Here is a 12,753-nt window from a genome sequence, read left to right as displayed (position 1 = left end):
CGATGGACGTATCGCAACTGCAGACCGCCGCCCCCGCGCCCGCGAAAGCGCCCGCTGTGGCGAACCAGACCACCTCGGATTTCCAGACGTTCCTGACGCTTCTGACCACGCAGATCAGCAACCAGGACCCGCTCGATCCGATGAAGGCCGAGGATTTCGCCGTGCAGCTTGCGACCTTTTCCAGCGTCGAGCAGCAGGTCGTGACGAACGATCTGCTCAAGGCCATGGCCGGCAGTACCGCCGGCGACGAGTTCATGGCTATGACCGGATGGATCGGCCGCGATGTCCGCGCGCAGATGCCGCTCTACTACGAAGGCGCGCCGCTGACAGTCTATCCGCAGCGTCCTGTGGCCGGCGCGCGCCATGAACTGGTGGTCCGCAACGACGCCGGGGTCGAGGTGGATCGGTTCACCGTCGGCGGATCCGGCGAGCCGGTCGCCTGGGACGGCCGCGACCCTGCGGGCCGCCAGCTGGTCGCCGGGGTCTATTCCTTCGAGACGGAGAGCTTCGAAGGCGGGACCCTTGTGGCGAGCGAGCCCGTCTCCGCCTACGGCCGCGTGCAGGAGATCCGGTATTCCGAGGCCGGGCCGACCCTTGCGCTGGCCGGTGGCGTCGAACTCATGGCGTCGGACGTCTCAGCCGTGCGCGCGGCGCCCTGAGGCGCGCGGAAGTCGTCGCCGCGGGCACCATCCGGCGCCCCGGGGCGCCGGCGGCGCTCAGAGGGCCATCACGCCCAGGATGAGTGCGGCCGAAAGCGCCGCGCCGACACCCCCGGCGACAAGCGGACGCAGCCAGGCGCCGGTTGTCTCGGCGGCCTCGTCCCTGGCTTGTCGGATCAGCGCCGCCTCGGCCATCTGCGGCAGGCGGGGTCCGAAGCGGGATAGGACCCGCACCGTGCGAGACAGATCCCGCAACAGCGCCTTGGGGCCGATGCTGTCCTTTATGTAGTCTTCGACGATGGGCTGTGCGACCTGCCAGATGTTGATCTGCGGATAGAGCGTCCTGGACACGCCCTCGACCACCACCATCGTGCGCTGAAGCAGGATCAATTCGGTGCGCGTCTCCATGCCGAACCGCTCGGTCACCTCGAAGAGGTAGTTCAGCAGCCGCCCCATCGAGATCCGGGTCGCGTCCATGCCGAAAATCGGCTCTCCGACCGACCGCAGGGCACGTGCGAACTCGTCGACATCGCGGTCGAAGGGAACATATCCGGCCTCGAAATGGACCTCTGCGACCCGGTGATAATCCTTGCGGATGAAGCCGAAGAGAATTTCGGCATAGACGCGGCGGGTATACTCGTCGAGCCGCCCCATGATCCCGAAGTCCAGCGCGACAATGTCGCCGTCCGGCCCGATCTTCAGGTTGCCCTGGTGCATGTCCGCATGAAAGAAGCCGTCCCGGAGCGCGTGGCTGAGAAACAGGCGCAGCACCCGTTCCCCAAGAGCCTTGCGGTCATGGCCGGCGGCGTCGATGGCGATAACGTCGCCCGCCGGGATCCCCTCGGCCCAGTCCATGGTCATCACGCGGCGCGAGGACAAAAACCAGTGGATGCCGGGCACGCGGAATCCCGCATCCCGCGCCGTGTTGGCGGCGAATTCGGCGGCTCCGGATGTTTCCAGACGCAGGTCCAGCTCACCCCGCACGACGCCGTCGAAATGCTCGATCACCTCCATCGGCCGCAGCCGCCGTGCGGATGGCGCCAGGATCGAGATCATCCGCGCGGCCAGGTAGAATGCATCCACATCGCGGCGAAACGCGCGCTCGATGCCGGGGCGGAGAACCTTGACGGCCACATCGGCGCCGGTGTCGCGCAGACGTGCCCGGTGGACCTGCGCGATCGAGGCGGCGGCGACGGGCTCCGAGAACTCTGCGAACACGGTGTCCGGGGCGATCTCCAGCTCCTCGGCCACCGTGGCGAGCGCGACGTCCCGCGGAAAGGGCGGCAGCTTGTCCTGCAGGACCCGAAGCTGGACGGCGAGCTCATCGCCCACAACATCGGGCCGGGTCGACAAAACCTGTCCGAACTTGATGTAAGCGGGACCCAGCGCGGTGATCGCGCGGGTGGCCGGCGGCAGCGCCGGATCCCCCTTGTAGCCCAGCCACTTGAAAGGCCAGCCAAGGGCCCGCGCCGCGAAGCGGAGCGACGGCGGCGCGGAGAAGGCATCCAGCACCACGCCCATCGCGCCGGTGCGCTCAAGGGTCGCTCCGGTTCGGATCAGGCGCCAGATATTGTGCGGACCGCGCACCTAGATCTTCCAGCCGGAGTGCAGCGCGGCGATCCCCATGGACAGGTTGCGGTAGCGTACCTGATCGAACCCCGCCTGCCGGATCATTCCCGCGAACCGGTCCTGGTCGGGAAACCGGCGGATCGATTCCACCAGGTACCGATAGCTGTCGCGGTCGCCTGCGATCACCTGCCCCATCCGGGGGATCACGTTGAAGGAATAGAGGTCGTAGGCCTTCTGCATCAGGTCGTTCGGGATCTGCGAGAACTCCAGAACCATCAGCCGACCGCCCGGTTTGAGGACGCGGAACGCCTCGGTCAACGCGATGTCGATGCCGGTGACGTTCCGGATGCCGAAGCTGATGGTGTAGGTGTCGAAACTGCGATCCTCGAACGGCAGCGCCATGGCATCGCCGACCACCCAGTCGAGCCTGCCGCCCAGGCTTTTCGCCTCAGCGCGGGCGCGACCGGCAACCAGCATCGGCTCCGTCAGGTCGAGCACGGTGGCGCGGGCCGACGGCGCGCGGTCCAGAAAGCGGAACGCGATATCGCCGGTGCCGCCCGCCACGTCGAGCAGCCGCTGCCCCGGACGCGGCGCCAGCCAGTCCATCATGGCGTCCTTCCAGAGCCGGTGGATGCCCATGCTCATGACGTCGTTCATGACGTCGTAGCGGGAGGCAACGGAGGAGAACACTCCCCGTACCCGGTCCGCCTTTTCGTCGTAGGGCACGGTCTGGAACCCGAAATCCGTCGTTCTGGTGTCGCGTTCTGTCATGGGGGCTTGCGATCCTTGTCGGCTGAGCCTTCTTATATGCCTCCCGCGACCGGAGACAATGCGACCGGACAGCAGAGGGGGTCCCGCCATGCCTGAACTGCCGGAGGTCGAGACGGTTCGCCGCGGACTGGAACCCGCCATGGCCGGGCGCCGGATCCTGGGCCTCGAACTGCGCCGCCCGGACCTGCGCTGGCCCTTTCCGGAGAGGATGGCGGAGCGCCTCACCGGGGCACGGATCCTGTCCCTGGGGCGTCGGTCGAAATACCTGCTGGCGCCGCTCGACCGGGGCGAGACGTTGATCGTTCACCTTGGCATGTCGGGCCGGATGCAGGTGAACGACGCGCCGACGGCGGCGTTCCACCAGCCCCAAGGGGCGTCCGAAAAACATGACCATGTGGTGTTTCATCTGGAGGGCGGCGCCTGCGTGACCTTCAACGATCCGCGCCGGTTCGGGGCCATGGATCTGACCCGAACGGATGCCCTGGACGACCACTGGCTGCTGGCGCGGCTGGGTCCGGAGCCGCTGGGCAACCGCTTCGATGAGCCGCACCTGCTGGCCGCCTTTGCGGGGCGGCGCGTGCCGGTGAAGACGGCGCTTCTGGACCAGAGGATCGTCGCCGGCCTGGGCAACATCTACGTCTGCGAGGCCCTGCACCGGGCCGGTATCTCTCCGCTCCGCAGGGCGGGCCGGATCGGGGCGGACCGCGTGCGCCGCCTTGTCCCCGTCATCCGGGAAACGCTCCAGGACGCCATCGCGGCGGGGGGATCGTCTCTGCGCGACTACCGGCAGACCGACGGCGCGCTGGGCTACTTCCAGCACACCTTCCGCGTCTACGACCGCGCGGGCGCGCCCTGCGTGACGCCGGGATGCGCCGGAACCGTGCGGCGGGTGGTGCAGTCGGGCCGGTCGAGTTTCTACTGTCCCGTCTGCCAAAGATAGCTTGATCGGGCGCACCGGCTTGATATGGGTCGGTGTCCGGCAGCACCTTGGGAAACCGCTCCATGGCCTACAAGACCATCATCGTCGAGATCGATGACCACGTGGCGCTTATCCGGCTGAACCGCCCGGACGCGCTCAACGCCCTGAACAGCACGCTCCTGGGCGAACTGGCCCAGGCCGTGACGGAGGCGGAAGGCAACGACAAGGTCCGCTGCCTGGTCATTACCGGGTCCGAAAAGGCCTTTGCCGCCGGTGCGGATGTAAAGGAAATGGCCGAGAAGAGCTTCGTCGACGTGTTCGTAACCGACCTGTTCGGCCGTCAGGTCAACGCCATCGAGCGGTGCCGCAAGCCGATCATCGCCGCGGTGTCGGGATATGCGCTGGGCGGCGGATGCGAGTTGGCGCTGATGTGCGACTTCATCATCGCGTCCGACAGCGCCAAGTTCGGCCAGCCCGAGATTAACCTTGGCGTGGTGGCGGGGATCGGCGGCACCCAGAGGCTGACGCGGCTGGTGGGCAAGTCCAAGTCGATGGAGATGCACCTGACCGGCCGCTTCATGGACGCCCAGGAGGCCGAGCGTTCCGGCGTGGTGAGCCGGGTGGTCCCGGCCAAGAAGCTGGTCGAGGAGGCGATGTCCGCCGCGAACAAGATCGCCGAGAAGAGCCAGATCGCGACCCTTGCGGTCAAGGAAGCGGTGAACCGCTCCTACGAGACCACGCTGAGCGAAGGTATCCTGCACGAACGGCGTCTCTTCCACGCGCTCTTCGCGACGGAGGACCAGAAGGAGGGCATGAGCGCCTTTCTCGACAAGCGCGAGCCGCAGTTCCGGGACAAATAGCGCCGACGCCCCTTCACAAGACCGCCGCAACCGCCTATGTGGGCGGCTGAAATGCGCGTGAGACCCGCTCTGGTCGGATTGCCCGGTGGTCAACCTGGGGTTGTGAAAGTCGCGCGCGTCAGAGTTTGTGATGACCCGAAAGGTAGAGCCCGATGGCAAATACGCCCCAGTCCAAGAAGCGCGCGCGCCAGAACGCACGGCGCGCTGAGATCAACAAGGCGCGGCGGTCGCGCATCCGCACCTATCTGCGCCGGGTCGAGGAGGCGATCGCCTCCGGCGACCAGTCCGCGGCCCAGGAGGCGCTGCGGGCCGCCCAGCCGGAGATCATGCGCGGGGTCGGCAAGGGCATCCTGCACAAGAACACGGCGTCTCGGAAAATCTCTCGGCTGTCCAGCCGCGTGAAGTCGATCGCCTAGGCGAGACCCCTTTATTTTATAGGCGGAAGCGCGCTTCACGGCGCGCTTCTTTTCGTTTCAAAGGCTTGCGATGTCTCCGAATCCGCAGCCTCCGGATTTGATATGGGGAATGCTGGAGTCAACGATTTTGATCTGTTGCGCGCGCTTCGGATCGGTCGCTATGTTCGTCCAGCGATTCACGACTGGGGGACGAAGCGGGGCAGATCGGCGGCGGGCGAGGACACGGTTTCCACGCTCTTCGTACTGAGAGAAGCATGGTATATTCATCGCTTCCACCCCCGCTGTCCGAGCAGATGGCTCGGTGATGTCGAAGCGGGCTGCCACCCGCATAAGGCGAATCACCGTATGCATTGCATCTTGGGAGATGCCTTCACCGGTTTGCCGGTAGAGTAGGCTTTTCCCTGGGCCCCAACTGTCTGGGATCGTGCGCGTGGCGTCCTTGAGGGGGGGTGTCGTGGTTTGATCTAGGGCGGTGGGAGACATCATGACGCATGACAAATGGGGCCAGGTTCGCAAGGCCCTGAAAGAGAAGGTCGGCCACAGCAACTACGTGACCTGGATCGAGCCGCTCCGGTTTCTCGACCTGACCGACGGGGTTCTGACCCTCAACGTACAATCCAACTTCATGGGCAACTGGGTCGATCGCTATTTCGGCGACTCGATCATCCGGGAGGTCGAGGCGAACGGCAGCGTCGTCCGTCGGCTGGCCTTCGTCGTCGATCGGGTCGCGAATGCGGCTGAGCGGCCCTGTGCCCAGGGAGAGATGCGTGAGCCGCGGCAGAATGCTCCGCTGCCGAAGGTTTCGGCCGCCGCCGCCCAGGCGCTGCGTCGCAAGGATCTGCCTCTGGCCGGCCTGGCGCTCGACAAGACCTGTACCTTCGATCATTTCGTCGTCGGCAAGCCCAACGAACTGGCCCATGCCGCGGCGCGCCGCGTGGCCGATGGCGGCCCGGTGACCTTCAACCCGCTGTTTCTCTACGGCGGCGTCGGCTTGGGCAAAACGCACCTCATGCATGCGATCGCCTGGGAGATTCAGGCCCGCGACCCGTCCGCGCGCGTGCTCTACCTTTCGGCTGAAACCTTCATGTACCGTTTCATACAGGCGCTGCGGGAAAAGGACATGATGGGCTTCAAGCAGCTCTTCCGGTCAGTCGATGTGCTGATGGTCGATGATGTGAAGTTCATCGCCGGAAAGGACTCCACGCAGGAGGAATTCTTTCATACGTTCAACGCATTGGTGGAGCAGAAAAAACAGATCGTGCTCAGCGCGGATGCCGCTCCGGGAGAGATCGACGGGTTGGAAAAGCGGATCGTGAGCCGTCTGAACTCCGGCTTGGTGATCGACATCCACCCGACCAGCTACGAGCTGCGCCTGGGGATCCTGCAGCGCAAGATGGATCTGTTCTCGGAACAGTTTCCGGGCGCGCGGATCGGCGAAGGGGTGATGGAATTCCTGGCCCACCGGATCGCCACGAACGTGCGCGAACTGGAGGGCGCGCTGACCCGTCTCTTTGCCCATTCGTCGTTTTTGGGACGCGAAGTGGACGTGACCATGGCGCAGGAATATCTCCGCGACATGCTGAAGATCGTCGACCGGAAGACATCCATCGACGAGATCCAGCGCGCCGTCGCCGACCATTTCGCGATCCGGTTCGCCGATCTGGTCGGTCCGAAGCGGAACCGCGTCTATGCCAGGCCCCGCCAGGTCGCGATGTATCTGGCCAAGGAGATGACGGACAAGTCCTTGCCGGAGATCGCGCGGAAGTTCGGCGGGCGCGACCACACCACGATCATGTACGGTATTCGCAAGATCGGGGAGATGGCCGCCGATGACGCGGCGCTCCTGGAGGATATCGAGATCCTTCGAAAAGCCCTGAAAATGCGATGAGCGACGTCCTGGCCTGACCGAAAGGCCACGGTTCGGGCGATTCCTTCCAGAATGCGCTTGCGCGGGTCCGCCAAGCGGCTAGCGTGACGGCCCGGCACCTGCGGACGGAGACGGAGATGAAGTTCAGCATCGAGCGTGGCGCGCTTCTTCGGGCCGTGGCGCGGGCCCAGTCCGTGGTGGAACGCCGCAACACGATCCCGATCCTGGCCAATGTCCTGATCGAGGCCGACGGCGATGAGGTCATGTTCCGTGCCACCGATCTGGACATAGAGGTTCTTGACCGCGCGCCGGCCAAGGTCGAGCGCGCGGGCGCGACCACCGTGAACGCGGTCACCTTCCACGAAATCGTCCGCAAGCTGGCAGACGGTGCCCTGGTGAACCTGACCGACGACGGCGCGTCGGGGCGGCTGACGGTCGAGGCGGGTCGGTCGAACTTCGCGCTGGCCACGCTGCCGCGCCAGGATTTCCCGGTGATGGCCACCAGCGAGTACGCCTCGAACTTCTCGGCCCCCGCGCCGGTGCTGCGGCGACTCTTCGACAAGTCGAAATTCGCGATCTCGACCGAGGAGACGCGCTATTATCTGAACGGTGTCTACATGCATGTGGCCGAGGCAGAGAGCGGCCGGGTCCTGCGCTGCGTGGCGACCGACGGGCACCGGCTGGCGCGGATCGATGCCGGTTTGCCGGATGGCGCCGAGGACATGCCCGGCGTGATCGTCCCCCGCAAGGCGGTCGGGGAGCTGCGCAAGCTGCTCGACGACGACGATGCGAAGATTGCCGTATCCGTGTCCGAGACCAAGGTCCGCTTCGCCACACCGGAAATTACCCTGACGTCCAAGGTGATCGACGGCACGTTCCCCGATTACACGCGGGTCATTCCCGTGAACAACACCCGCAAGCTGGAGGTGGACGCGAGCGATTTCGCCCGCGCCGTGGACCGGGTTGCGACCGTCTCTTCCGAGAGGAGCCGGGCGGTGAAGATGCAGCTCGACGAGGACCGGCTGATCCTGTCGGTCAACGCGCCCGACGCCGGCAATGCCGAAGAGGAACTGGTGGTCGCCTATTCCGACGAGAAGCTGGAAATCGGGTTCAATGCCAAGTACCTGCTGGAGATCGCCAGCCAGGTCGATCGCGAAAACGCGGTGTTCCTGTTCAACTCCAGCGCCGATCCAACGCTGATGCGCGAGGGAACGGATACCTCCGCGGTCTACGTGGTCATGCCGATGCGTGTGTGACAGGGACGGCGGGGGCGCTGCCCCCCGGCGCCCTTCGGGACGCCGTCCCCCGGGATATTTCGGGAAAGATGAAGGGGGAGGCGTGCGGATGTATCTGACGCGCCTTGAACTCAGCCATTTCCGCTCTCACCGTCGGACGGTACTGGATCTGGATGCGCGCCCGGTGGCGATCTGGGGGGCGAATGGCGCCGGAAAGACCAACCTGATCGAGGCCGTGTCCCTGCTGTCGCCGGGGCGGGGCCTTCGCCGGGCGCCTGCCGGCGACCTGGTGCGGCGGCAGGAAGCGATCGGTTGGCGCGTGGGCGCCGCGATCCGAAGCGGGCCGGAAGTCCATGAGATCGACACGCGGGCCGAACCGGACCATGGCCGGTCAGTTCGGCTGAATGACAAGACGGTGCCACAGGCGACGCTTGCGCGGGTGGTCCCGATGATCTGGCTTGTTCCGACGATGGACCGGCTCTGGATCGAAGGGGCGGACGGGCGCCGGCGATTCCTGGACCGCATGGCGCTATCCTTTCGCCCCTCCCATGCCGAAGCGTCGCTGACCTATGAGAAGGCGATGCGCGAACGCAACCGGCTGTTGAAGGATCAGGTGCGGGACCCTGCATGGTACGGCGCGCTGGAGGCGCAGATGGTCGAGGCCGGCGCCGCCATAGCGACCTGCCGTGCCGAGGCGGTCGCGCGGATCCAGCAGGCGCAGGACGGGGCACAGACGGCGTTCCCGGTGTCCGATCTGGCGGTTGTCGCGCCGGAGGGGATGCCGGAGCTGTCGCCGACGGCGCTGGAAGACAGCCGTCCCAGGGACATGGCGGCGGGCCGCACGCTGGTCGGGCCGCACCGTGCAGACCTTCTGGCGGTCTATCGCGACAAGGGGGTTGCGGCCGCCATGTGCTCTACCGGTGAGCAGAAGGCGCTGCTGATATCCCTTGTCCTGGCGAATGCGCGGGCGCTGAAAGCGGGCCTTGGGGCGCCGCCGATCCTGTTGCTGGATGAGGTTTCCGCGCATCTGGACGCTGCGCGCCGGGCCGCACTCTATGACGAGGTCGTGGCCCTGGGCGCGCAGGCCTGGATGACCGGTACCGGGTCCGAGCTTTTCGCCGACCTTGGGGCGCGCGCGCGGCAGATCGAGGTCGTGGACGCTTCGGGAGAGAGCCGGATCAGGGCATGAGCCTGCGCTCCGTGCTGTCCCGGTCCAGCGGACGCTCGGCATGCTCTCGGATCGCGATCGTCGCCCGCCGGCGATCGGGGCCGCAACGCGGACCTTGTGGGCCGATTGCCGCGGTCTTGCACGCCGCTCTGCGGCGAAACCCTCGCAATGACGCCGTTCCACCACCAAATATGGTGGGGATCGCGTGACAATGCCGCCAAAAAACACTAGAAAACGGCAGCACAAGGACAGCAGGCAGACATGACCGAAAGTACGCTCGACATCGAAGAGTATGGCGCGAGTTCCATCAAGGTTCTCAAGGGCCTGGAAGCCGTGCGCAAACGTCCGGGCATGTATATCGGCGACACGGACGACGGTTCCGGCCTGCACCACATGGTCTATGAGGTCGTGGACAACGGCATCGACGAGGCGCTGGCCGGCCATGCCGACCGGGTCGTGGTGACGCTGCATGATGACGACAGCGTCAGCGTGCATGACAATGGCCGGGGCATTCCGGTCGACCTGCATGAGGGAGAGGGCGTCTCGGCGGCCGAGGTCATCATGACCCAGCTTCACGCGGGGGGAAAATTCGACCAGAATTCGTACAAGGTGTCGGGCGGTCTGCACGGCGTGGGCGTGTCGGTCGTCAATGCCTTGTCCGACTGGCTGGAGTTGACGATCTGGCGCAACGGCAAGGAGCACCGCGCGCGCTTTGAAGGCGGCGAGACCGTCGAACATCTGCGGGTCGTGGGCGATGCGAACGGGCAGAAGGGCACGCGGGTCCGGTTCCTGGCCTCTACCACGACGTTCTCTGACCTCGACTACTCTTTCAAGACGCTTGAGGCGCGCCTGCGCGAGCTTGCGTTTCTGAACTCCGGCGTGCGGATCGTGATCCGCGACGAGCGCCATGCGGAACCTGTCGAGAGCGAGCTGTTCTATGAGGGCGGCGTTCGGGAATTCGTGAAGTATCTCGACCGGTCCAAGACCTCCCGGATTGCCGAGCCGATCTTTTTCACCGGGCATCGCGACGGGATCACCGTCGAAGTCGCCATGTGGTGGAACGACAGCTACAACGAGATGGTCCTGCCTTTCACCAACAACATCCCTCAGCGCGACGGCGGCACCCATCTGGCGGGGTTCCGGGGCGCACTGACGCGGACGCTGAACCTCTATGCCGGTCAGTCGGGGATCGCGCGCAAGGAGAAGATCAACTTCACTGGCGACGATGCCCGTGAGGGGCTGACGGCGGTCTTGTCGGTCAAGGTGCCGGACCCGAAATTCTCCAGCCAGACCAAGGATAAGCTGGTCTCTTCGGAGGTGCGCCCCGCGGTCGAGGGGCTGATGAACGAAAAGCTGTCGGAGTGGTTCGAGGAAAATCCCGTCGAGGCGCGCAACATCGTCACGAAGATCGTCGAGGCGGCGCTGGCGCGCGAGGCCGCCCGCAAGGCGCGGGAGATGACGCGCAAGAAATCCGCGCTCGACGTGGCGAACCTGCCGGGCAAGCTGGCCGATTGCCAGGTCAAGGATCCCGCCCAGCGCGAGGTCTTCATCGTCGAGGGCGACAGCGCCGGAGGCTCTGCCAAGCAGGGGCGTGCGCGGTTCAATCAGGCGGTCCTGCCGATCCGGGGCAAGATCCTCAACGTCGAGCGGGCGCGCTTCGACCGGATGCTCGGCAGCCAGGAGATCGGCACGCTCATTACCGCATTCGGCACCGGGATCGGACGCGACGAGTTCGACATCGCGAAACTGCGCTACCACAAGATCATCATCATGACAGACGCGGATGTGGACGGCGCCCATATCCGCACGCTTCTGTTGACGTTCTTCTTCCGGCAGATGCCCGAGATCATCGAGGGCGGGTATCTCTATATCGCCCAGCCGCCGCTCTACAAGGTGATGCGCGGCAAGTCCGAGGTCTATCTCAAGGACGAGCCGGCGCTTGAGGATTATCTGATCCAGCAAGGGGTCGACGGGGCCGTCCTGCGGCTGACCAACGGCGACGAGATCGCCGGAAACGATCTGTTGCGTGTGGTTGAGGAGGCGCGGACCGCCCGGCGCGCGCTGCAGCAGTTCCCGACCCATTATCAGCAGACGATCCTGGAGCAAGCGGCCATTGCCGGAGCCTTCTCGCCCGGTGAGGCGGACCGGGATCTTCAGGGCGTCGCGGACCGGGTGGCAGACCGGCTCGACCAGATCGCCCCAGAATACGAGACCGGCTGGCAGGGGCGCATCACCCAGGATCACGGCATCCGCCTCAGCCGCGTGTTGCGCGGGGTGGAGGAGTTGCGCACGCTCGATGGTGCCGTCCTACGGTCGGGCGAGGCGCGAAGGCTCGGGGTGCACACGGAGGCGCTGCGCGGGGTCTATACCGATCCCGCATCCCTGGTGCGCAAGGAGCGGGAACAACTGATCCACGGTCCTCTCGACCTGCTGGACGCGATTACAGATGAGGGGCAGCGCGGGCTGACGCTGCAGCGCTACAAAGGGTTGGGTGAGATGAATCCAAGTCAGCTGTGGGAAACGACGCTCGACCCCGACGCGCGGGTGCTCTTGCAGGTGCGTGTCGAAGACGTGGCTGAGGCCGACGACGTGTTCACGAAACTGATGGGCGACGTTGTGGAGCCGCGGCGCGACTTCATCCGGTCCAACGCGCTCGCGGTCGAGAACCTCGATACTTGAGGCGGTGTGGGAAGCGGGTAGTTTTTCGCCTCACGGGCGCCCGGAGATCAAGTAGATCTCTCCTTGTTCATGTACTTAGCGTATAATCTATGCGGGCGGAGGCGGTGGATCCTAATCGATCCGCACTTCCGTTGAACCACGACGACGGTTTCTCTGTCCAGTCGGGTTGAGCCTTATTGCCCATCAATGATCCGCCACCGTACTAAGTCGCGCTCTTTCAGCATGCTTACGCCCTTCTCTAGAGCATGATGAGATTAGCTTGAAGCGTATCCAGTATTGGCGAGGTAGTTCGCGCACTCCTGTGGGCTGAAGCGGTCGAGCAGTGTCCCGATCCTGCGCCACGTTGCCTCCATTGTGCGCTCGGCTGCGTTGCGGAGCATGTGTTTGAGCTTCGAGAAGACCTGTTCAATCGGGTTCAGGTCGGGGCTGTAGGGCGGCAGAAAAAGTAGATGCGCTTTCGCGTTACGGATCGCCTGCCGCACGGCTTGCCCTTTGTGGCTGCCCAGATTGTCCATAACCACCACATCGCCCGGGCGCAGGGTTGGGACGAGCACGTGCGCGACATAAGCCCGGAACGCTTCGCCGTTGACGGGACCGTCCAAAACCTGTC

At 65.3% G+C, this 12,753-nt stretch carries 11 protein-coding genes; 8 read left to right on the top strand and 3 right to left on the bottom strand.

Translation table 11 applies throughout. The features are described 5' to 3' along the window. The first annotated feature begins 2 nt into the window (after positions 1-2). On the top strand, positions 3-659 hold the full coding sequence (locus KW83_RS14080) for a flagellar hook capping FlgD N-terminal domain-containing protein (protein ID WP_036180121.1): 657 nt from the start codon (positions 3-5) through the stop codon (positions 657-659). A gap of 57 nt (positions 660-716) precedes the next feature. On the opposite strand, the gene ubiB is transcribed toward KW83_RS14080, so the two are convergent. Further along, entirely contained in the window at positions 717-2,246 is a 1,530-nt protein-coding gene (ubiB, locus tag KW83_RS14075; RefSeq protein ID WP_036180118.1) for a 2-polyprenylphenol 6-hydroxylase, read from the bottom strand. Continuing rightward, a complete protein-coding gene (gene ubiE, locus KW83_RS14070; protein WP_036180115.1) occupies positions 2,247-2,999 on the bottom strand; it encodes a bifunctional demethylmenaquinone methyltransferase/2-methoxy-6-polyprenyl-1,4-benzoquinol methylase UbiE in 753 nt (250 codons plus the stop codon). Between the two features lie 88 nt (positions 3,000-3,087). Between ubiE and mutM the strand changes: the two genes are divergently transcribed. The 7 genes from mutM (at position 3,088) to gyrB (ending at position 12,143) form a co-directional block, all read left to right on the top strand. Next, positions 3,088-3,939 carry a bifunctional DNA-formamidopyrimidine glycosylase/DNA-(apurinic or apyrimidinic site) lyase gene (mutM, locus tag KW83_RS14065; RefSeq protein ID WP_036180112.1) on the top strand — a complete coding sequence of 284 codons (852 nt, stop codon included), beginning with the start codon at positions 3,088-3,090 and terminating at the stop codon, positions 3,937-3,939. A gap of 62 nt (positions 3,940-4,001) precedes the next feature. After that, positions 4,002-4,778, top strand: coding sequence for an enoyl-CoA hydratase (locus KW83_RS14060; protein ID WP_036180109.1), 777 nt, complete (start codon positions 4,002-4,004; stop codon positions 4,776-4,778). A gap of 152 nt (positions 4,779-4,930) precedes the next feature. Next, the gene (gene rpsT, locus KW83_RS14055) at positions 4,931-5,194 is read left to right on the top strand and encodes a 30S ribosomal protein S20 (protein ID WP_036180106.1); all 264 of its coding nucleotides are present in this window, start codon (positions 4,931-4,933) and stop codon (positions 5,192-5,194) included. 484 nt (positions 5,195-5,678) lie between these two features. After that, complete coding sequence (gene dnaA / locus KW83_RS14050) at positions 5,679-7,082, top strand: chromosomal replication initiator protein DnaA (RefSeq protein WP_036180103.1); 1,404 nt, start codon at positions 5,679-5,681, stop codon at positions 7,080-7,082. Positions 7,083-7,198: 116 nt separating this feature from the next. After that, positions 7,199-8,317 (top strand): DNA polymerase III subunit beta, encoded by a 1,119-nt coding sequence (gene dnaN / locus KW83_RS14045; protein WP_036180100.1) that lies wholly within the window; start codon positions 7,199-7,201, stop codon positions 8,315-8,317. Positions 8,318-8,405: 88 nt separating this feature from the next. Beyond that, positions 8,406-9,485 (top strand): DNA replication/repair protein RecF, encoded by a 1,080-nt coding sequence (gene recF / locus KW83_RS14040; RefSeq protein WP_036180097.1) that lies wholly within the window; start codon positions 8,406-8,408, stop codon positions 9,483-9,485. 240 nt (positions 9,486-9,725) lie between these two features. Beyond that, positions 9,726-12,143, top strand: coding sequence for a DNA topoisomerase (ATP-hydrolyzing) subunit B (gene gyrB / locus KW83_RS14035; protein ID WP_036180094.1), 2,418 nt, complete (start codon positions 9,726-9,728; stop codon positions 12,141-12,143). Between the two features lie 254 nt (positions 12,144-12,397). Here gyrB and KW83_RS14030 read toward each other — a convergent pair. Then, positions 12,398-12,753: IS630 family transposase (locus KW83_RS14030; protein ID WP_036180091.1), on the bottom strand; the 356-nt coding region annotated here is incomplete at its 5' end.

This window comes from Palleronia rufa (assembly GCF_000743715.1).
GTDB lineage: Bacteria > Pseudomonadota > Alphaproteobacteria > Rhodobacterales > Rhodobacteraceae > Palleronia > Palleronia rufa.
Note: the sequence above shows the minus strand (reverse complement) of the source record. Positions and strands in the feature narration are given on the sequence as shown.

Bases quoted from the DNA above. Each gene is read 5' to 3' on its own strand.
- gyrB (WP_036180094.1), top strand. From the start codon at position 9,726: ATGACCGAAAGTACGCTCGACATCGAAGAGTATGGCGCGAGTTCCATC.
- dnaA (WP_036180103.1), top strand. From the start codon at position 5,679: ATGACGCATGACAAATGGGGCCAGGTTCGCAAGGCCCTGAAAGAGAAG.
- recF (WP_036180097.1), top strand. From the start codon at position 8,406: ATGTATCTGACGCGCCTTGAACTCAGCCATTTCCGCTCTCACCGTCGG.
- dnaN (WP_036180100.1), top strand. From the start codon at position 7,199: ATGAAGTTCAGCATCGAGCGTGGCGCGCTTCTTCGGGCCGTGGCGCGG.
- mutM (WP_036180112.1), top strand. From the start codon at position 3,088: ATGCCTGAACTGCCGGAGGTCGAGACGGTTCGCCGCGGACTGGAACCC.
- rpsT (WP_036180106.1), top strand. From the start codon at position 4,931: ATGGCAAATACGCCCCAGTCCAAGAAGCGCGCGCGCCAGAACGCACGG.
- KW83_RS14080 (WP_036180121.1), top strand. From the start codon at position 3: ATGGACGTATCGCAACTGCAGACCGCCGCCCCCGCGCCCGCGAAAGCG.
- ubiE (WP_036180115.1), bottom strand. From the start codon at position 2,999: ATGACAGAACGCGACACCAGAACGACGGATTTCGGGTTCCAGACCGTG.
- KW83_RS14060 (WP_036180109.1), top strand. From the start codon at position 4,002: ATGGCCTACAAGACCATCATCGTCGAGATCGATGACCACGTGGCGCTT.